17 protein-coding genes and 1 tRNA gene are annotated in these 20,139 nt (G+C 64.1%); 6 read left to right on the forward strand and 12 right to left on the reverse strand.

What is annotated here, in order from left to right; translation table 11 throughout:
- Positions 1–15 precede the first annotated feature (15 nt).
- Complete coding sequence (locus H8S62_RS00315) at positions 16–609, forward strand: TetR/AcrR family transcriptional regulator (protein ID WP_155145414.1); 594 nt, start codon at positions 16–18, stop codon at positions 607–609.
- A 129-nt stretch (positions 610–738) separates the two neighbouring features.
- On the opposite strand, the gene H8S62_RS00320 is transcribed toward H8S62_RS00315, so the two are convergent.
- Together H8S62_RS00320 and H8S62_RS00325 are read right to left on the reverse strand one after the other, a co-directional pair.
- Positions 739–1,767 carry a DUF2804 domain-containing protein gene (locus H8S62_RS00320; protein WP_186918134.1) on the reverse strand — a complete coding sequence of 343 codons (1,029 nt, stop codon included), beginning with the start codon at positions 1,765–1,767 and terminating at the stop codon, positions 739–741.
- 14 nt (positions 1,768–1,781) lie between these two features.
- Complete coding sequence (locus H8S62_RS00325) at positions 1,782–3,050, reverse strand: bifunctional diguanylate cyclase/phosphodiesterase (RefSeq protein ID WP_155145565.1); 1,269 nt, start codon at positions 3,048–3,050, stop codon at positions 1,782–1,784.
- A gap of 140 nt (positions 3,051–3,190) precedes the next feature.
- On the opposite strand from H8S62_RS00325, the gene H8S62_RS00330 reads away from it, so the two are divergent.
- Together H8S62_RS00330 and H8S62_RS00335 are read left to right on the forward strand one after the other, a co-directional pair.
- Entirely contained in the window at positions 3,191–4,378 is a 1,188-nt protein-coding gene (locus tag H8S62_RS00330) for a nucleoside recognition domain-containing protein (protein ID WP_155145410.1), read from the forward strand.
- A gap of 72 nt (positions 4,379–4,450) precedes the next feature.
- The gene (locus H8S62_RS00335) at positions 4,451–4,660 is read left to right on the forward strand and encodes a hypothetical protein (RefSeq protein ID WP_186918135.1); all 210 of its coding nucleotides are present in this window, start codon (positions 4,451–4,453) and stop codon (positions 4,658–4,660) included.
- Positions 4,661–4,731: 71 nt separating this feature from the next.
- On the opposite strand, the gene H8S62_RS00340 is transcribed toward H8S62_RS00335, so the two are convergent.
- Complete coding sequence (locus tag H8S62_RS00340) at positions 4,732–5,190, reverse strand: NanQ anomerase/TabA/YiaL family protein (protein ID WP_186918136.1); 459 nt, start codon at positions 5,188–5,190, stop codon at positions 4,732–4,734.
- Positions 5,191–5,397: 207 nt separating this feature from the next.
- Here H8S62_RS00340 and H8S62_RS00345 point away from each other — a divergent pair, with 207 nt between their 5' ends.
- Complete coding sequence (locus H8S62_RS00345; RefSeq protein ID WP_186918137.1) at positions 5,398–6,774, forward strand: ROK family protein; 1,377 nt, start codon at positions 5,398–5,400, stop codon at positions 6,772–6,774.
- Positions 6,775–6,868: 94 nt separating this feature from the next.
- Entirely contained in the window at positions 6,869–7,168 is a 300-nt protein-coding gene (locus H8S62_RS00350) for a DUF3795 domain-containing protein (RefSeq protein ID WP_186918138.1), read from the forward strand.
- A gap of 51 nt (positions 7,169–7,219) precedes the next feature.
- Here the strand turns inward: H8S62_RS00350 and H8S62_RS00355 are convergent, their stop codons facing one another.
- The 8 genes from H8S62_RS00355 to selA all read right to left on the reverse strand — a co-directional run bounded on the left by H8S62_RS00355 (position 7,220) and on the right by selA (position 17,012).
- Positions 7,220–7,996: a response regulator transcription factor gene (locus H8S62_RS00355; protein WP_155145399.1), complete on the reverse strand. Its 777-nt coding sequence runs from the start codon at positions 7,994–7,996 to the stop codon at positions 7,220–7,222.
- 96 nt (positions 7,997–8,092) lie between these two features.
- A complete protein-coding gene (locus H8S62_RS00360; protein WP_155145397.1) occupies positions 8,093–8,959 on the reverse strand; it encodes a carbohydrate ABC transporter permease in 867 nt (288 codons plus the stop codon).
- Positions 8,960–8,972: 13 nt separating this feature from the next.
- Positions 8,973–9,869, reverse strand: a complete 897-nt coding sequence (locus H8S62_RS00365) for a carbohydrate ABC transporter permease (protein ID WP_155145395.1) — start codon at positions 9,867–9,869, stop codon at positions 8,973–8,975.
- A 151-nt stretch (positions 9,870–10,020) separates the two neighbouring features.
- Positions 10,021–11,388, reverse strand: a complete 1,368-nt coding sequence (locus H8S62_RS00370) for an ABC transporter substrate-binding protein (protein WP_186918139.1) — start codon at positions 11,386–11,388, stop codon at positions 10,021–10,023.
- Positions 11,389–11,504: 116 nt separating this feature from the next.
- The gene (locus tag H8S62_RS18450; RefSeq protein ID WP_186918140.1) at positions 11,505–13,307 is read right to left on the reverse strand and encodes a histidine kinase; all 1,803 of its coding nucleotides are present in this window, start codon (positions 13,305–13,307) and stop codon (positions 11,505–11,507) included.
- A 300-nt stretch (positions 13,308–13,607) separates the two neighbouring features.
- Positions 13,608–13,702, reverse strand: a tRNA-Sec gene (locus H8S62_RS00380).
- A gap of 62 nt (positions 13,703–13,764) precedes the next feature.
- Complete coding sequence (selB, locus tag H8S62_RS17845) at positions 13,765–15,540, reverse strand: selenocysteine-specific translation elongation factor (protein ID WP_243255232.1); 1,776 nt, start codon at positions 15,538–15,540, stop codon at positions 13,765–13,767.
- Between the two features lie 74 nt (positions 15,541–15,614).
- A complete protein-coding gene (selA, locus tag H8S62_RS00395) occupies positions 15,615–17,012 on the reverse strand; it encodes an L-seryl-tRNA(Sec) selenium transferase (RefSeq protein WP_186918141.1) in 1,398 nt (465 codons plus the stop codon).
- A gap of 236 nt (positions 17,013–17,248) precedes the next feature.
- On the opposite strand from selA, the gene H8S62_RS00400 reads away from it, so the two are divergent.
- Positions 17,249–18,676: a 4Fe-4S dicluster domain-containing protein gene (locus tag H8S62_RS00400; protein ID WP_155145385.1), complete on the forward strand. Its 1,428-nt coding sequence runs from the start codon at positions 17,249–17,251 to the stop codon at positions 18,674–18,676.
- 305 nt (positions 18,677–18,981) lie between these two features.
- Here H8S62_RS00400 and selD read toward each other — a convergent pair whose 3' ends face one another.
- Positions 18,982–20,031: a selenide, water dikinase SelD gene (gene selD, locus H8S62_RS00405; RefSeq protein WP_186918142.1), complete on the reverse strand. Its 1,050-nt coding sequence runs from the start codon at positions 20,029–20,031 to the stop codon at positions 18,982–18,984.
- Between the last annotated feature and the right edge of the window lie 108 nt (positions 20,032–20,139).

Raw genomic sequence — 20,139 nt, forward strand, 5'->3', positions numbered from 1 at the left:
TCACAGGAGGTTTTTATGGACTACCACGAGCGGCGCAAGGAACAGGCGCGGCAGACCGAGCAGGCAATTTTAAACGCCGCCGCCGAGCTCTCCCGGGAGAGCAGCTTCGACAAGGTTTCCATCCGGGACATCTGCCGCAGGGCGGGCATTACCACCGGGGCCTTTTACCATCACTTCCCCTCCAAGGAGGCGCTGCTGGTCAAGGGATTCTCCTCGCTGGACGCCTATATGGAGAGCCGTATGGCGGGACGCGAGGAGGACCCGCCGCTGGAGCGGCTCTACCTTCTCCTGTCCGGGTACGCCGGGTTCTTCCAGGAGCAGGGATACGAGCTGGTCTCCCGGTACTACCAGCACCGGCTCACCACCCCCTCCTTCGCCTCCATGGCCCCCACCCGCTTCACACTGCGGGCCATGCTGGAGTGCATCCGGGAGATTGACGCGCTGGGGATGCTCATCCCCGGCCAGTCCCCCGAGTGGGTGGCGGACTTCCTCTTCCGCCACTTTCGGGGTGTGGTCATCGACTGGGTGCTCCACCAGGGCTCTTATCCATTATTGCCCAAACTGGAGCAGGACTATCGCTTTTTTGAGCATACTTTTCAGGCGGTATAAAGTAGCCCCCTGGGTGCAAAACCCTTGTTTTGCGCCCAGGGGGCTACTTGTTTTACACGGCGGGGAGCGGCGGCGCAGGCAGGCCGCCTCAATAAAAGGCCCCGGCCAAGCCGCAGAGCCCCGCCGGCGTCACCACTTATTCTCCACCTTTTCCGCAAAGCCCATAAAATCTTTGAGTTCAATCACCCCGCCGCCATCCAGGACGGCCCGGCCGGTGAATCTTCCGAAGACTTGGTGCTGGTCGGACTTGATAACCCCCACGCTGGTACAGGCCGCCCGGTCCAGCATGGGGACGAAGTCCATCTCGAACCTGCCGTCGTCACTGGTGAAGGTCCAGGGGGACATAAAATCGTCCCTGCCGCCCCGCCGGGGGATGTGAAACGCCACCCGGGAGAGCTTGTGGGCGGTTCCATCATAAAAAAGCATATTCTCGCTTGCGGCAGAGGTGTCCCCAAAGCCGTAACCGATGTTGAAGCCGAAGGGCACGCCATCCGCCAGACCGGAGCCGGAGCCCCAGTACCAGGTGTTGTGATAGGTCCACACCCCCCGCCCCCAGTCCAGGGTGCCGAAGGAGTGCTCGGGCCGGAAGGAGTAGGTCCTCTCCCCCAGGGTTACCCTGCCCGTGGCCCGCATACAGTTGATTTTTTGGTTATAGTAGAAGTGGCCCGGCTTATGAAAGGGCGTGCAGATCACCATGGACTCCTCCGGCGCGTCGGTGAGGGCAATCTGAACGTCCAACGCCTCGCCGTTCTGAAACTTGTCCATGTGGGCACACAGGAGCCGCTTTTCTCCACTCACGCGGAAGAAGATGCCGTACCCCTTCCCTGAGACTCCCACATCTCCCCGGTCGGAGGCGGCGGGCAGGCCGGTCCTGCCCATGGGGAGGATACGCATGGGGCTGCGGGTCACCTGCCAGCCCTCGTCGAAGTCCAGCAGGGAGATGGAGTCCAGCCCCATATAGGAGTTGTCCGCGATGGTGAGGGCCAGCGCAAAGCGGTCGTTCATCACCAGGTAGTAGTCCCACTCCTTGAGCCGGGTGGCCCCGCCCCTCACCCTGGCGCGGTCGTAGACGGGCAGGAGCCGTTTGGCGTACCCCGCCTCGGTCAGGTTCCCCCGCTCGTCCAGCAGGGGGATGGGCCGGGTGATCTCATGCTGCATCAGAACGCCTCCCCTCAGTGCTCAAAATGGGCCTTCTCATCTCCGCGGACAAAGCGCTCCTCGAACTCGTCCACGGGCATGGGCTTATAGAACACATAGCCCTGAATGTAGTCGCAGCCCAGGGAGCGCAGGTAGTCCACATACCCCTGGGTCTCTACGCCCTCGGCCACGGTCCGCATCCCCAGCTCCCGGGCGGTCTGGATGATGTGACGGATGATAATGCGCTCCCGCTCGTCCTCCTCGTGCCGGAAGAGGGAGCGGTCGATCTTGAGGGTATGTATCTCAGCGCTTGTGAGCACGCTGTAGGAGGAGTAGCCGCTGCCGAAGTCGTCCAGGGCGCTGGTAAAGCCGTAGTCCTTCAGCTCGTTGACCACATGCCGCACCCGCTCCACCTCGTTGAGCACGATGCTCTCCAGCACCTCGAACTCAATGCACTCGGTAGGCGTGCCGTACCGCTTGTGGACCCCCCGGTACACCTTGAAAAAGTCCCGGAAGTTAAAGAGGGCCGCCGACAGGTTCACACTGATTTGAATCTTCTTCCCATAGACCTCCCGCCAGCGGTTGATGGACTTGCAGACCTGCTCGAAGAGGTACCCGTCCACATCCCCGATAAGGCCGGTCTCCTCCAGCATGGGCAGAAAATCCCCCAGGTTCAGCATCCCCCGCTCGGGATCAATCCAGCGCATAAGCGCCTCGGCGGAGTGGACCTCCCCTGTGCGCAGATCCACCTTGGGCTGCAGGTAGAGCTTGAAGTCCCCCCGTTCCAGGGCGGGCTTAATGATGTCGATGAGGTCGTAGTACCGGGCGTCCTTGTCCTCCACGGTGACGCCGTAGACCTCCATATGGGAGTTGCGAAATTCCCGCTCGGGGCACTCCGTCCGGGCCACGTCGGCGTTGTACTGGGCGGTGTAGAAGTCCACCCCTGTCTCCAGGGGATAGATGCCGAAGCCACAGAAGACCCTGCCGTGAAAGCGGGGATCGTCCATGTCGCGGATACAGGCGTTAAGCTCGATAATCTTATCCAGAATGGGATTGAACTCCCTGGGGAAGCGGAGCAGGACGTTAAAATAATCCACACGGATGTGGGCGATGTACTCCCCCTCGCCCAGCCAGCCGGCTACAATCTCATAGACCTTCTCAATCAGCGCGTCCCCCGCCTCCCGGCCATAGATCCGGTTGAAGGTACGGAAGCGCTTTATCTTCAGGCTGATGAGCGCGTACTGCCACCGCTCTGCGTCGGGGAGCGCCTCATACTTCTCCCGTATAAACGCCTCGTCTCTCATCCCGGTCACGCGCTCACCCTGTTTCCCTTTATTTCAACATAAATTATATCTGATATCGCGGGCAATTACAATCCTTTTCCCGCCCGGACATAGGGACAGGCCTGCACCGCATACCGTTTTAAGACGGAGGTGATGGCGGTATGTCCAAGCTGCTCTCAAAAAAATGGGTGCGCGACAGCGTGCTGGGGCTGGCCCTGCTGGCGGCCACCCTGGGGCTGATGTTCTTCCCCCAGGAGTCCATGCAGGCGGCGAGGGACGGGCTGACGCTGTGCTACAATGTCATCATTCCCTCCCTCTTCCCCTTCTTCGTCCTCTCCTCCCTGGTGGTGGAGCTGGGGCTGGCGGGCTATCTGGGGCGCCTCCTGGAGCCCGTCATGCGGCCCCTCTTCAACGTCAGCGGGGCCTGTGCCTCCGCCTTTGCCCTGGGCTTCATCGGCGGCTACCCCGTGGGGGCCAAGACCGCCATCAGCCTCTACGAAAAGGGCATGTGCTCCAAGACCGAGGCGGAGCGGCTGCTGGCCTTCTGCAACAACTCCGGCCCCGCCTTCATCCTGGGCGTGGTGGGAGCCGGGGTCTTCGGCAGCAGCAAGGTGGGGCTGCTGCTCTACCTGGCCCACGGGTTGGCGTCGGTGTGCATCGGCATCGTCTTCCGCTTCTACAAGGCTGGGGGCGCCCGGAAGGGTGATCGCCGGGCCGCGCCCCAGTTCCACGCCGAGCGGTTCACCACCGCTTTCACCGGAAGCATCAAAAACTCCTTTTTCTCCACGCTGAATATCTGCGCCTTTGTGGTCTTCTTCACGGTGGTCATCAAGCTGCTCTTCCTCTCCGGCGTGCTGCCCGGCGTGGCCAAGGCGCTGGGGGTTCTCCTCTCCCCCCTGGGCTTTTCCGAGGAGTGGGCGGAGCGGCTGCTCACGGGTTTTCTGGAGATCTCCTCCGGCGTGTGGACCCTGTCCGGTTCCGGAGCGCTGGCGGGCAGGCTCAGCATGGCGGCCTTCATGCTGGGGTGGGCCGGGGTGTCGGTCCACTGCCAGGTGCTCTCCTTCATCGGCGGCAGCGGACTGAGCGTACGGACCTATATTCTGGGCAAGCTGATGCACGGCGGGCTCTCCGCCCTCTTCGTGGCGGGGCTGTTCCGCTTCTTCTCCTTCGAGGAGCCGGTGAGCTCCTACCTGGCCGAGCAGGTGGCCTCCATCGCCTCGCTGGATTTCCACACCGCCCTCACCATCTCCACCGTGTCCGCCTGGGTGGTGTGGCTCCTGTTTTTCATGGCGGCCTGGGCGGCCATCCGCCGCGCGCCGCACAAAAATTTGTCCAAAATAAGGCCGTAACAGTGGAAAAGCCGGGATTCCTGTTGTATACTTTACTTATGGAGAAAATATGGGAGCTTCGGAGGAATTTGAATGCTGTTTGAGAAGTCAATCGAGCCCCGCTGCGCCTACTGTGAGCGGGGTGCGGCGTTGGACGATAAATCGGTGCTGTGCAGGAAAAAAGGCGTGGTCCCCGCCGGGGAGAGCTGCCGCAGTTTTAAATACGACCCCTTCAAGCGGGTGCCTCCCAAACCCACAACCCCGGATTTCAGCCGGCTGAAGGACGAGGATTTTACATTATAACGCTCAGGTTCGCCCCTGTACGTCTCACTCAAAAAGCGGCCCCCGGATGCGGTGCATCCGGGGGCCGCTTTTTAATCCTCAATTCTGACCTTCGCCACCACCCGGCGGACGGGGGCCGGCGCATCCACGGCCACGCAGGGGGCGTGGGCGTCCTGGGGCCATACCACCAGGAACTGCCCCCGGCCCATGGGAAGGTAGGTGCATCGGCCGGTGAGGAAGCAGATGTCGCCCTCGCCAGGCTCGCACGCCCCCAGGGCCGCCCGGGGGGCCACGCCGATGACCTCCTCTCCGGCTGCGAGATACTGCACGTCCAGATACTTGTCGTGGGCCTCAAGACGCTGACTTCCCGCTGCGGGGCGGGGATTGGTGGTGACGCTCATCACATTGACGAAAAGGGCGTCCCCCTCCAGCTCATAGCGGCCGTCCGCCACCTGGGAGAAGTCGGTGGAGGCCAGATACTCCAGGGCCTTACGCAGCCGTGGGGACAGGGCGGCATAGGTATTGACGTTGGACAGCGTGTCGTAAATCATAGGGGGCTCCTCCTTGCTAAATTCAGGGCTTCTCTTGGGGTGAGGCTTCGGCCTTGGCTGCCCCCATTTTACCCCTCCTGGCCGGACAGCGCAAGGGCTGCGGAAAAAAGCCCGGCGGTTTGTGCAAAAAAAGTGCAGGAATAGGCAATGCCATCTCCCCCGCCGCTATGATAAAATAGGCTCAACAAGAGCACAGGAGGATGCGCTATGGACTTTCTGGGACTGGACCTGACCGTGAAAAACCACCCCGAGCTGGATACGGGCTTTGTGCCTCTGGCAAAATTCTTCGAGGCCTACCGCGCCGGAGCGGCCCACCCCTTCGCCCTGGCGGTTGAGCGGGAGGACGGCCTCGTATCGGTATACGAGACCGCCCTGCGCACCGGGGGGGAGCTCAGCGAGGCTGACCGGCTCTACGTGGACCGGCTGGCGAAGGCCCTGCTGTGGATGCGCGGGGGGTGGAAGCTCATCGCCTGCGGCAGCGACGCCGCGGGCGCCTATCTGGAGTCCGTCTACGCCCCCGGAGGCCAGCGTGACTTCGACCGGGACTTTATGGAGGGGGTCTATGAGCGGCCCTTTGTTGTCGAGCGGCGCCCCTATGAGGACCGTCCGGCGGCGAAGGAGTCCCCCGCCCCGGTGGGCGGGCATCTGGACGGCTGCCGCATCGGCCTGGACGCCGGGGCCAGCAATCTGAAGATCAGCGCGGTGGCGGACGGCAAGTGTATTTTCTCCGAGAGCCGTCCCTGGCGTCCCAAGGGGGAGGCGGACCCGGCCTACCACTTCGCCCACCTGACCGCCGCCCTGCGCTCCGCCGCGGAGCATCTCCCCCGGGTGGACGGCGTGGGCATCTCCTCCGCGGGGGTGTTTGTGGGGGACCGCTGCATGGTGGCGAGCCTCTTCCTGGGCGTGGGCAGGGAGGACTTTGACCGGTATGTCAAGGACATCTTCCCCCGCGCCGTCCGGGACCTGGGGGCGGATATCCCCTGCGTGGTGGCCAACGACGGCGACGTGACCGCCCTCTCCGGCGCCATGGCCCTGGGCGCTGCGGGGGTGCTGGGCATCTCCATGGGCACCAGCGAGGCCGGGGGCTATGTGGACGGCGGCGGCAACGTGACCGGCTGGTTCAACGAACTGGCCTTCGCCCCCCTGGACGTGCAGCACGAAGCCGCCCGGGACGAGTGGAGCGGCGACGTGGGCTGCGGCGTAAAGTACCTCAGCCAGGACGGCGCGGTGAAGCTGGCTGCCATAGCGGGCATTGAACTGCCCGAGGGCGGCCCGGCCGACCAGTTTGCCTGCCTGCGGGGACTCATGGACCGTGGTGATGCCCGGATGGAGGCGGTCTACCGGGACCTGGGCGTCTACCTGGGCCACGCCCTGGGGCTGTACGCCATGTTCTACGATATCCGCCGCGCCCTCATCATGGGCGGCGTGGCCGGCGGGCCGGGGGGCGACATTCTCCTCGGTGAGGCCCGGCGGGTGCTCGCCGGGGAGTACCCCGGCTGCACCTTCCCCGTGGAAGCCCCGGACAGCCGGGTGCGCTCCCTGGGGCAGAGCGTGGCGGCGGCCAGCCTGCCCAAGGCGCGGTAACCGCTCCCATCCCTGTTTTTTTCGGCAGCCTGAGCCGGACGGGTCTTGTATCCGTCCGGCTTTTCTGTTACGCTGGTCAAAAGGGGGCGTCAGGATGGAAGAGATCATCAGCTGCTGCGGCGTGGTATGTTCCGGCTGCGGATACTATCCGGAGACATGCGGGGGCTGTCCCGCCATTGAGGGCAGGGTTTTCTGGACGGAGTACACCGGAGACGCGGTCTGTCCCATCTATCAGTGCTGCGTGACGGAGAAAATGCTCCCCCACTGCGGCCTGTGCGGAGAGCTCCCCTGCGGCCGTTACGACCAGGACGACCCCACCAAGAGTCCCGAGGAGAACCGGGCGGACTACGAGTCCCAGATGGCGATACTAAAGAAGCTGGCGGGGCGGGAATAAAAAGCGCACAAAGCAGCCGGCCGGGACAGGCGTCCCGGCCGGCTGCTGCAGCTATTTCCCTCCACAGTGGAGGTTGCGGTATTCGTTGGCGGAGATGCCCTCGCTCTTCTTAAATACCCGGGAGAAATGGGCGGTGTCGGCGTAGCCCACGATAGCGGCGATCTCGCTGATGCGCAGGGCCGGGTCCTCCAGCAGCTCCTTGGCCTTCTCAACCCGGACGCCGTTCAAAAGGTCGTAGAACGTCATGTCCAAATGCTTATGGAGGAGCTTGGAGAGGTGCCACTGGCTCACATAGCAGTGGTCGGCCACATCCTGTAGAGAGAGCTTCTCCGCGCAGTGCTCCCGGATATAGCCCTGGGCCTTCCGGGCCAGGAAGCTGTTGGCGTTGGCGGCGGCGGACTCCTCCACGGTCTCCTCCGCCGTCTCGGGCGTCTGGGGCCGGAGGGCCCTGCGGCGGTCGAGCTGGCCGGTCATGAAGGCCACTGCCTCCTCCAGCTCGTCCATCCTGGAGGGCTTGAGCAGGAAGCGCGCCACGCCCAGGTCGATGGCCCGCTTGGCGTACTCAAAGTCCCGGTAGCCGGTGAGGACCGTCACCATCATGTCGGGAAACTCGGATTTGAGCCCCGCCAGCATGGTGAGGCCGTCCTCATTGGGCATCTTGATATCGGTAAAGAGGATGTCGGGCCGGTGCTCCCGGATGGCCGCCGCCCCGGAGGCGGCGTCGTGGCCGGTGGCGGCCACACGGCAGCCGTACCTGGTCCAGTCCACCACGCGCTGAAGGCCCTCCACGATGATGTTTTCGTCGTCGACAATGATGACCTTGTACATTGGCGTCCCCTCCCAGCACATTTTAACAGCAAAGGGCGGACATGACAAGCCGCGCTCCCGCATCGGGAGCCGCGGCCTGCCATGTCCGGCGCGGCGTCAGCCTTTGATGGCGCCAGCAGTCAGCCCCTTGATGATATGCTTCTGGAGGCAGACGTAGACGACCAGGACGGGAATGACGATGAGGACCACTGAGGCGGCCATGAGGCCGTAGTTCACGCCTGCCTGGGAGGATATCTCATTCAGAAGCAGGGTGATGGTCTTCTCCTTGGGGTAGCGCAGGAAGAAGCTCTGGGTGAAGAGGTCGTTATAGCTCCACAGGAAGGAGAAGATGGCCACCGTGGCGAAGGAGGATTTGGCCGCGGGAATGATGATGTGGAAATACACCTGGAAGACGTTGCACCCATCCAGATAGGCCGACTCCTCCAGATCGATGGGCACCGACTCAATGAAACCCATGAGCACAATGGTGGCGAAGCACAAATTACCCGCAATCTGCGGCAGGATGACCGCCAGAAGACTGAGCCAGCGGTTGCCGGTGGAGGCGATGCCCCAGGCGGCCTCCATGCGGAAGACGGGGATGATGGTGGAGAAGACGGGGAACATCATGCCGGCCATAATCAGGCTGTACAGAAGGCCACGGCCCCTGAAGCGGTAACGCACCAGGCCGTAAGCGCACAGTCCCGCCAGAATTACCACCACGATGGTCACCACCACGGAGACGAGGATGCTGTTGAGGTAGGCGCTGCCGAAGTCGAAGCGGTCCATAGCCGTGGCGTAGTTGTCCAGCGTGAAACCGTTGCCCGCCGTGGGGATGGAGAAGGAGTCCTTGCGGATAAGCCCCTTCTCCCGGAAGGAGTTGAGGATCACCCAGACGAAGGGGTACAGCGTGGTAATCGCCCAGAAGCACAGGACGATGTAGGTCACAACCTTGGATGGCGTCAGCTTCTTATGTGTGAGATTCATTCCGTTCCCCCCCTTACACATCGTCCCGGGGCCGGAACACCCGGTTTGCCACATTGGAGAGCACCACGCCCAGCACCACAATCAGCATGGCGATGGTGGAGCCGTAGTCCACGTTGCCGCGGTTGAAGGTCTGGTCGTACATATAGGTGCCGGTGAGCCATCCCTGGTCCAGGGGCATCCCGGCGCCGAACATGACCCACGGGAGGTCGAAGACCTTCAGCGCCCCGGTGATGGCCAGGACCAGGCAGGTGCACAGGACGTTGCGCAGCATGGGCAGGGTGATGTACCGCACGGTCTTGAGGCCGGAGGCCCCGTCCAGGCTGGCCGCCTCGTAGAGGTCGGGCGAGATGTTGTTCAGGCCCGTGACCAGAATCACAAAGTAGAAGCCCACGTACTGCCACATAACCGGCATAAGCATGGTGAACATGAAGTGGGCCTCGTCCTTCCAGTTGATGTTCTCCGTGATGGCCCCCAGGCTCAGCAGCAGTTGGTTGACCATGCCGCCCTTGTAGAGGAAGATGAGGTTGAACATCAGGCCCAGGGCGGTGGCGGAGATGACGATGGGGAAAAAGTAGAGGGTGCGGAAAACCTGGGCGCCCACGCGGATGCTGTCCACCAGGAGGGCCAGGATCAGGGCGATGCCCACCTGGAAGACGATGGTGGCAAGAGTGAGGATAAGGGTGTTCTTCAGGGCCGTGTGCAGCTTGGGGTCGGTGAAGAGGGTGACGTAGTTGGCGTACCAGGGGTCGTTGAGTCCCTTCGCCGCCGTCCCCAGGCCGGTGATATCGGAAAAGCTGTTGATAATGTTCTGAACGAAGGGATAGTAGAGAAACAGAATCAGGAAAATAAACGCCGGGACCAGGAAGACAATCAGCGGCGTCTTCTTTTTGTAGAGGGTCGAACCACCCATAAATCTCACTCCTAAACTCGCCGGGCCAAAGTCCACTCCACTTGGAACGCCCCGGGGATTTCTCTTGGCAGCCGCTGCGGAACAGGTATGCCGCTTCGTAAGAAACGGGGCTGCACCGCAGCCCCGTTCCCTAAGTATCAGTTGCGCGCAGTCAGTTCAGGGAGATAGCGGAGACAATGGCCTCCTCGGGGGTCATATTGCCGGTGACCACGTTCTGCACATTGGCGAAGAGGTCGGTCTTGGCCTCGCTGGTGATGGTGTCCTGCACGGCGCCGTTGACCTCGGTGACGTAGGCGTTGGCGTCGGCGGCGGACTGCTGCAGGGAGTTCAGGCCGGAGGGGGTGGCGCCGTTCTTCAGGGCGGTGACCTCGGTGGTCACGAAGGTGGAGAGGACGGCGTCGGAGGTCATGTGCTCGACAAAGGCCACGGCTGCGTCACGCTTGGCGGGGTCGTTCCAGGCCTTCTGGGAGATGAAGTAGCCCATGGAGATGCCGCCGATCATGTCGGTCGCCTTGCGCTCACCCTTGGCGGGGACATAGGACAGGGCATAGTGGTCCAGGGTGTCAGCGTAGTTATCCACAAAGTGGCCCACCTTCCAGGAGCCGTCGATGAGGAACGCGGCCTCGTCGTCGGCGAAGAGCTGGACGGTCTCGGGGTCGGAGGCGGTGAGGGTGTTGTCGGGGAAGAAGCCCATGTCATAGAGGGTCTTCATGTCGTTGAGGCCGGCGATCCACTTCTCGGCCACGGCGTCCATGACCAGGCTGCCGTCGGCGTTCAGTGTGGGAACTTCCAGCTGGTCGGCACAGGTGCCGTTGTTCATGATCATGAACTCAAACCAGTAGTGGGGCACCTCGAAGAGGGAGCAGGCGATGGGGGTGTAGCCCGCGTCCTTGATGGTCTGGCAGTCCTTGAGGAACGCCTCCCAGGTGTAGTCGGGACCGGGAACGGCCACGCCGCAGGCGTCCAGGACGGCGGTGTTGGCGAACATGTTCTCCCAGAAGCCGGAGGAGGGGACGGCATAGTTCTTGCCGTCGGCGGCCACAGCCATCATGGAGTCCTTCATGTTGGAGGCGTAGTCGGGATAGGTCTCGCGGATGGTGGCGATGTCCACCACCTTGCCCGCGCTGACGAAGGGCTCGGCGTCGGCGTTGGTGAAGAAGAACAGCACGTCGGGCTCGGAGCCGGTCTCAAAATCGGTAAGGACCTTGGCCTTCCACTCCTCGTTGGAGGTGGCGGAGGCGTCCATCACGGTGTTCCCGGTGGCCTCCTCGTACTGCTTTACGGCGTTCTCATAGTTTTTGCGGTTGCCGTCGTCGCCGCCGTAAGAGGTCACCACGGTGAGCTCAACGGGCTTGGCGGAGGGCTGGGTGGAGGGAGCGGGCGTCTGGGAGACGCTGGCGGAGGGGGACTGGCTGGGCGCGGGGTCTCCGCCGCCGGTGTTGTTGTTGGCACAGCCGGCCAGGAGCGAGAGCGTCAATGCAGCAGAGAGAGACAGTGCAAGCAATCTTTTGCCTTTCATAGTACAACCTCCATAAGATTTTGTAGGGCAGTCGCGCTTCCTTTGTTCAATATTTATACTACACTTTTTTTGGAAAAAACGAATAGCCCCGTTTGCCATTTGTTGTACCTAATTGCTTACCTGCCCAATTTTGGGCTAAGAGTATCGCTTGACGGGTAAGAAGAAGGGTTACTCCCCCCCTTACCCGGCTCCAGGACAATCGTAATACGGGCTATCACCTGACTGCCCTCCCCCCTGGTGATGGTCAGGCCGCTGGGCGGGCCGTAGAGAATGCGCAGGCGCTGGTTCACGTTGGAGATGCCCAGGTTGCCGGAGGGCTCCCTGGCCGCATCGTACTCCGGGGCCAGAAGGCGGGCGATATGGGCCTCGTCCTCGGCGGAGAGCCCGCCGTCGTTCTCCGTGTCCAGCAGGAGAAGGTTTCCCTCCCGGCGGCCCCGGAGGGTGATGGTGCCGCTGCCGCCGGGGCCGATGCCGTGCTCCACCGCGTTTTCTATGACGGGCTGGAGGATGAGCCGGGGCACCATACAGTCCATCAGGGCGTCGGGGATGTCCACGTTGACGCTCAGGCGGCGGCCGAAGCGCTGGTCGATGATGTAGAGATAGGCGGAGACATAGGTCATCTCCTCCGCCAGGCGGACCTCCGGCCGCTTGTCCCGGTCGATGGCCGCGTCCAGCACGGTGGAGAGGGACTCAATCATCTTGGATACCTTGGCGTCTCCGTTCATCCGGGACTCCCAGTTGATGATCTCCAGGGTGTTGTTGAGGAAGTGGGGATTGATGTGGGACTGGAGGGCCTTGATCCGGGCGTCCCTGAGGGCCAGCTCCTCCTGGTAGATATGGTCGAACTGGCTCTGGAGCTGGCCGGACATATGGTTGAAGGAGTCGGTGAGATACTGAAACTCCCGGCTGTTGGCGGTATAGCTCATCTGGTAGCCCAGGGCGCCCTCCTCAATGGCAATGGCCCCGTCGGTCATGGCCTGGATAGGCCGGGAGATCTTCCGGTTGAAGAACCAGAAGACGAAGAAGAGCAGGGGCAGGAGGAAGAGGGCCATGCCCAGCAGCAGGGCCTTATAGCCCGAGGACTGGCCCAGGAGATAATCCGTATCCACCGTGGCCAGCGCGGAAAGGGCGTAGTCCGGCCCGTTCATGCGCTGGTACACGGCGCTGGGGCCGGGGGTGTCCCCCCACCAGATGCCGGAGTGGTTCGGGTCCAGCCCCAGCTCCCCGGCCGAAGGGGCCTCCCCCTTGACCGCGAGGGCCGCGCCTTCCCCCAGCTCCAGCCGCACGGACTCCGCCCAGGGCAGGACGGTAAGGTTGTCGAAATAGTAGGACCGGTCCAGCTCCAGCACCAGCACGCCCATCGCCTGAAAGCGGTGGTCCATCATGTTGCGCACCAGGTAGAGGTGGCCGCCGCTCTCGTAAAAGGCCACATAGGTGTCCAGCCGGCCGGCCAGCTCCTGCAGGGCCGGGAAGTCCTTCCTCCAAAAGGCGGAGAGGGCCTGGTAGCTGCCGCCGGCATTGGTGTTGCAGATGCCGCAGCGCATCTGCTCCGGGTCCTCAATAAACCAGAAGGCCGCCATGGAGAACTGCTGGTCCCCCTGGTACTGCCGCACCAGATAGTTATAGGTGGAGGCATAGCGCCGGGGCCAAATATCCTCCCCCGGCCGGTAGCCGTCCAGCATGCCGTCGTAAGACGCCCGGCGGGAGGAGCGCACTGCGCCGTCCAGACGCTCCATACTCATGCGGACATTGACCTGGAACTGATCGGCCAGATGGTCCGCCGAGCGCTGGCCCAGGCTGTCCGACACATACCAGCCCATCACGCAGAGCACCAGCACCACCGGCACCAGCCAGCACGTCAGGGCCAGACCCGCCATTTGCCACTTCAGGGACGGCGCGCGCTTCTTCACTGCGGGCACGGTGCCCACCTCCTATGTCATCGGGAGTATTCTGCCAAGTTCCTTTGCGCTATTGTAACATAATTCCGGCTGTGGTTCCTGCATTTTAAGGAAATATAGAAAAAGAGGCCGCCCATGAGAACCGGGCCATATGGAAGCATACGCCCGCTGGGAGGCCCATCGTAGATCTTCCGGGACAAAAAGCGTGTAAAGCGCTCCGGCAATCCGTCAGGATGCCGGAGCGCTTTACACGCTTTTGAGGCTGTGTTAATCATTGGATTTGCGTGCGGCGCGTCCCCCATGCGCCCGCCCTCGCGCTTCTGGCGGAAGCAGGTGAGAATCGAACTCACCCGGGCGACAGAAGCGCCCGCAGCGGTTTTGAAGACCGTGGGGGCCACCGGACCCCAGCTGCTCCCATATGGCGGAGGCCCCGCAGGGGACCTCCAAGAGAGTATTATAGCTGAATAGCCGGCGCGGGTCAACGCGGTCTTATCAAAATCCGCCCCTCCCCCGATTTTGCCGTCACGCCCCGGCTGTCCCAGTACTCCAGCAGCAGGAGGGCATACCTCCGGCTGACCCCGCAGGCGTCCCGGAACCGGGCGAGGGAGACGACGTCCGCCGTCTCATAGAGGCGGTACAAAATCTCCAGCGCCCGCTCATGGTGTTTTTTATGGACGCGGTATTCTCCGCTCAGGGCCACCAAACGTCCCTCGGTCACCATCCGCCCGGCCACCTGGCGGCAAAGCTCCGCGTCGGCGCCAAAGGAGGCGGCCACCGCCTCGTTGGTCTCCGGGACCAGCCCGGCCCGGAGGTAGCGGACCAGCAGGGCGTCCAGCATCCTTGCGCTGCGCTCATCGTACCGGGGGCGAAACCCGCTCAGAGCGGCAACCGGGCCTTTCACGTAAATAACCCGCCGCCGGGCCAGCTCCTCCACCACCGCACCGGCCAGGGCCGTGCCGGCGCCGGGCAGCAGCTTTCCCCGCAGCTCCTCCAGATTCATGCCCTCTCGCAGCGGATACGCCTCGTGGTAGGCGCCAAGCAATGCTCCGGCCCTCGCCTCCGCCCCGGCCAGGGCCTCCGCCTCCAGTAGAAACGCTCCCGCCGAAACGAGTTCACGGGGCTCCCCCGTCTCCAGGGCGGCCAGCTCCTCCTCAAGCAGCGGGTCATTCTGTTTGCGCCGTGGGGCCAATTCCAGCAGCACGCCGCCCCCCACGGTGACCACCGGGGAAAAAAAGCGCACCACGAAGCGGTCCCCGGGCCGGGCGGCCAGGGGCGAGTTCAGGTGGAGCCGGGCATAGCAGGATTCCCCCGGCTCCAGCCTGCCCCGCCCCAGCAGGGTGCAGCGGCAAATCTGGGACGACGTGCCGTGGTGGAGGTGGAGCCGGCAGCCGCTCTTGACCGGGTAGGCGGCGCCGGGCAGCAGGGTGAGTCGCACGTCTGCCCGCTCGGTCACGGTCATGGAGCCGGGGGCGGCCACGGTGTCCCCCCGGCCCAGCTCGGAGCGCTCCACACCCGCCAGATTGAGGGCGGCGCGTTGGCCCGCCTCCAGCCGCTCCGCCGGAACAGCGTGGTGCTGAACGCCCCGAACCCGCGCCCTCTTCCCGGCGGGGTAGAGACAGACCTCGTCCCCCAATGCCACGGCTCCCTCCGCCAGGGTGCCGGTGACCACCACGCCGAAGCCGGGCCGGGTAAAAACCCTGTCCACGGCCAGGCGGAAGGCCCCGCCCTCCGGCCGCTTTTCCGCAGCCTCCGCCAGCCGGGCCAGAGCGGCGGTCAGCTCCTCCAGCCCCGCGCCGGTGCGGGCGGAGACGGGGATTATGGGCGCTTCCGCCAGGAAGGTCCCCGCCGTCTCGGCGCGCACCTCCTCCATGGCGGCTTCCAGCCGCGGTTTGTCCACCCGGTCGCTTTTGGTGAGGGCCACCACGCCCCGCCGGACGCCCAGCAGGCCGCAGATGCCGAGGTGCTCCCGCGTCTGGGGCATAAAGCCCTCGTCGGCGGCCACAGCCAGAAGCACCAGGTCCACTCCCGCCGCGCCGGCGAGCATATTGCGGATAAACTTCTCATGGCCGGGCACGTCCACGATGCTTGCCTCAATCCCGCCCGGCAGGGAGAGGGGCGCGAAGCCCGGCTCAATGGTGAGGCCCCGGCGCTTCTCCTCCGCCAGCGCGTCGGTATCCACTCCTGTGAGCGCCAGGGTCAGCGCGGTCTTGCCGTGGTCCACATGTCCGGCGGTGCCGATGATGCAATGGCGCAAGGGAACAGCCTCCTGTCTCAGCTTGTCAAAGAAGCTCCTCCGGGCATCTTTGACAGCAAGCTGTCTTTCGGGCATCACTCAGCTTTGCCCACAAGTCCTTTTGCCGCGTCCACCACCGCCTCCTCGTCCTCAGCCGACAGAGTACGCAGGGCCAGCAGCAGCGCATCCCTGTGGATGCGCCCGACCACGGGCGTTGGCGCGGCGCGGAATGCGGCCTCCAGTTCCTCCACGCCGCCGCCGAGGGGCGTCAGGGCCGCGGCCCAGCCGGACAGCGCCCGGCTGGGCAGGGCGCCGCCCCCCACCTTGTCCTCCGTGGGAACAGCGGCGACGGTGCAAACGCCGTCCAAAACCAGCCTCAACCGCGCCGCCAGGGCCTCGGCACGGGCCTTCAGCGCTTCCGCCGGGGCGTTCAGCATGGCCAGGGCCGGGATCCGCGCCCCGGCCTGCGCCGGGTCCCGGTACAGCCGCAGGGTGGCCTCCAGAGCGGCCAGGGACAGCTTGTCGATGCGCCCCACACGGGCCATTGGGTCCCGCTTCATGGCCTCGATATACGTCCTTTTCCCCACGGCAATCCCGGCCTGGGGCCCGCCCAGCAGCTTGTCGCCGGAGAAGCACACCACGTCGGCCCCCGCCCTCAGCGCACCCGCCACAGTGGGGCACTCCCTCAGGCCGGGCAGAAATTCCCGGTCCAGGGCGCCGCTGCCCAGGTCGTAGAGCAGGGGCAGCCCGTGCAGCCGCCCGAGGGCGGAGAGCTCCTCCAGCGGGGTGTCCTGGGTGAAGCCGACGATCTCGTAGTTGCTGGTGTGGACCTTAAGCAGCACCTCGGCCCCCCGGGTGAGCACCGCGTGCTCGTAATCGGCTATGCGCGTCTTATTGGTGGTCCCCACCTCCAGGAGCGCCGCGCCGCTCCGGGCCATAATGTCGGGCACCCGGAAGCCTCCGCCGATCTCCACCAGCTCCCCCCGGGAGACCGCCGCCCTCTTTCCTCCCGCCAGGGCGGAGAGCATGACCAGCACAGCCGCGGCGTTGTTGTTGACCGCCATGGCGGCCTCCGCTCCGGTGAGCTCGCAGAGAATGGCCTCCACATGGTCGTGACGGCTCCCCCGCTCCCCCGCCTCCAGGCCGTACTCCAGGTTGGAGTACCCCAGGGCCGCATCGTAGGCGGCCCTGGCCGCCTCCATCCCCAGGGGGGCGCGGCCCAGATTGGTGTGGAGCACCACTCCGGAGGCGTTGACCACCCGCCGGAGATGGGGCGCCGACAGCCGCGCCGCCCGGGCCCGGGCCCGATCCGCCAGCTCGTCCGCCTCCGGCGGGCCGGACAAACCGCCGGACAGCAGCTCACGCCGCGCCTCCTCCAGGGTCTCCCGGGCGGCCCGGACCAGAACGGCGCGTGGAAACCCTTCTCCGGCCAGGGCGGGGCGGGCGAGCAGAAGATCCATCTTGGGCAGCCGGCGCAGCGGGTTTTCGCTCATGGAATTGTCCTCCAATTCATCGGTTTCAGACCGGAAGGCCCGGGACCCGACTCCCCGGCCCTTAAACAGGTTTTACATAGTATATCATATTTCCAGGAATTGCAGTGGGCGGATTTTCACAAAAGTTTGCCGGAACGCCGGGAATCCTGTATAATGCAATTGACAGGAAAATGACAAGACCTTACAATGGTTTCGATTCAAGATATGAGAATTGTGCGCTGAGAAGAGGAGTACATATGCGGGTATTTGAAACCAAGGTTCAAGAGCTGAAAAACGACGTGCTGCGCGAGGTGGCCGCCCTGGCCTGGGAGGACAGGCTGACCACCGGCATTCTGGATATTCCGGAGAAGATCGTCCCCGGCCCTGACGCCACCATGCGCTGCTGCATCTATAAGGAGCGGGCGGTGGTATCCCAGCGGGTAAAGATGGCCCTGGGAGGGGACAAGTCCAACCCCTGCGTGGTGGAGGTCATGGAGGTGGCCTGCGACGAGTGCCCCGTCTCCGCCATCACCGTGGGCCCTGCCTGCCGGGGCTGTATTGCCACCCGCTGCGTCCATGTCTGCCCCAGGGAGGCCATCTCGGTGGTGAACCACCGGGCGGAGATCGACCAGAGCAAGTGCATCGCCTGCGGCAAGTGCACCTCCGCCTGCCCCTACGGCGCCATCACCAAGAACCTCCGCCCCTGTGAGCGGGGCTGCAAGGGTGACGCCATCTCCATGGGCGAGAACAAGAAGGCCGCCATCAACAACGACAAGTGCATCTCCTGCGGCACCTGCGTGTACCAGTGCCCCTTCGGCGCGATTATGGATAAATCCTTCCTTGTGGACGTGGTCCAGATGCTCCGTGGCGCGGAGCGCTGGGGCTATCACGTCTACGCCGCCGTGGCTCCCGCCATCGCCGGGCAGTTCGCCCCCGCGACCCTGGGCCAGGTGGTGGCCGGGCTGAAGGCCCTGGGCTTCCACGGCGTGTACGAGGTCGCCCTGGGCGCGGATATGGTCGCCCGGGAGGAGTCCGGCGAGCTGCTGGAGAAGGGGATGCTGGCCTCCTCCTGCTGCCCCGCGTTCGTGGACTACGTGGAGAAAAACTTTCCCAATCAGGCCGACCTCATCTCCCACACACCCTCCCCCATGGTGATGATAGGCAAGCACATCAAGAAGGTGGACCCCCTGGCCAAGGTGGTCTTTATCGGGCCCTGTGTGGCCAAGAAGAAGGAATTCCGCCTGGGCAAAACCATGGGCGCCATCGACTGCGTCCTCACCTTTGAGGAGCTCTATCCCCTCTTTGAGTCCCGGGGCGTGTACATTGAGGCCATCGAGCCCGCCGTGCTGGACGACGCCACCGGCTTCGGCCGCGCCTTCGCCCACTCGGGCGGCGTCTCCGCCGCCGTGGCCGAGGCCCTCGCGGAGAAGGGCGTCGCCAAGGAGGAGTTCGAGCTCAAGGCCGTGCCCTGCAGCGGTATCGAGGCGTGCAAGCTGGCCTTCCTCAAGGCGGGCAGGAACGTGCTGGACGGCAACTTTATCGAGGGTATGGCCTGCGACGGCGGCTGCGTCCAGGGCGCGGGCATCATCATCCGCAGCCCCAAGAACCAGATGGAGGTCGACAAGCACGCCAAGGAGGCCGCCGGCCGCACCATCCAGACGGTGCTGGAGGAGTCGGAGAAATAAAAACATACGCACCCCGGGTTTACCGCGGCGTGGGGTGAGATAAAAACCGGCTGTCAAAAAATCTCCGCAGAGCAAGCCTCGCAGATCTGCGTCGTCCGCAGGCAACGCAATCAAATGATAATCCGTCATTTCTGGGAACATGCGCCTGAGAAGTGACACTTCTCAGGCGCATGGGGCAACTTTTTCCCAAGAAATTGAGTCCTGTCCGCCATGCAGCCTTCTGTCAAGGAAGCCCTTCGGGGCTTCCTTGACAGAAGGCTGCAAAACCGGCTGTGAGCAACTGCTCACAGCCGGTTTTTTTGCCGTTATCCACGCCGTCTGACCCGGACGGCAGCCTCGCTTTTCGCCCTGGCCGCGCCGATGATGCGCCCCGGCACCCCCCGGTCCTCCAGGCGGCGGACCAGCTCCTCTCCCCGCTCCTCGCCCACTGCGATCAGGAGGCCGCCGGCGGTCTGGGGATCGTAAAGCACATCGGCCAGCTCCAGGGGCACGTCGCCGTCCACCGCCACCTTCCCGGCCAGGAAATCCCGGTTCCGGTAAGCTCCGCCGGGGATAATCCCCTCCCGGGCCAGCTCCAGCGCCCTTCCGGCTACGGGAATGGCCTCTCCCCACAACTCCACGGTCAGTCCGCTCCCCTGAGCCAGCTCGTTCACATGGCCCAGCAGGCCGAAGCCGGTCACGTCGGTGCAGGCGTGGGGCCGCACAGCCATCATTGCCTCCTGGGCGGCCCTGTTGAGGGTGGTCATCAGCGAAATCATCGCCCTGTCCTCCTCCGCCCCCAGCAGCCCCGCCTTGGCGGCGGTGGAGAGAATGCCGGTGCCCAGCGGCTTGGTGAGGACCAGCAAATCGCCCTCAAGGGCGCCGCTGTTGGTCAGAATCTCCTCCGGCCGGGCAAAGCCGGTGACGCAGAGGCCGTACTTCGGCTCCTTATCCTCGATGCTGTGCCCTCCGGCGATAACCGCCCCGGCCTCCAGCACCTTGCTGGAGCCGCCCTCCAGAATGGCCTTCACTGCCTCCAGAGGGAGGCAGCTCGGGAAGCAGAGCAGATTCATGGCCAGCTTGGGCGCGCCGCCCATGGCATACACGTCGGAGAGGGCGTTGGCGGCCGCAATCTGCCCGAAGGTAAAGGGGTCGTCCACAATGGGCGGGAAAAAGTCCACGGTCTGGATTATGGCAATGTCGTCGCTGACCTTGTAGACAGCGGCGTCGTCGCTGGCGTCAAAACCCACCATCAGGCGCTCGTCCGAGCCCTTCGGCAGGTCCGCCAGCAGATTTCCCAGGACACCCGGTCCTATCTTGGCGCCTCAGCCGCCGGCGGTGGTCATGTGGCTGAGCTTGAGCTTTTCCGCGTCCATCGTCTCCCCCCTTTCACTCATGTACCGATATTCTACGATAATTTTCCCAAAATGGCAAGGCGCAAATCAGAACCCCCGCCTGTGGCCCGGCATACCTTGGGATAGAGA

This window comes from Lawsonibacter faecis (genome assembly GCF_014287675.1).
Taxonomy (GTDB): Bacteria; Bacillota; Clostridia; order Oscillospirales; family Oscillospiraceae; genus Pseudoflavonifractor; species Pseudoflavonifractor faecis.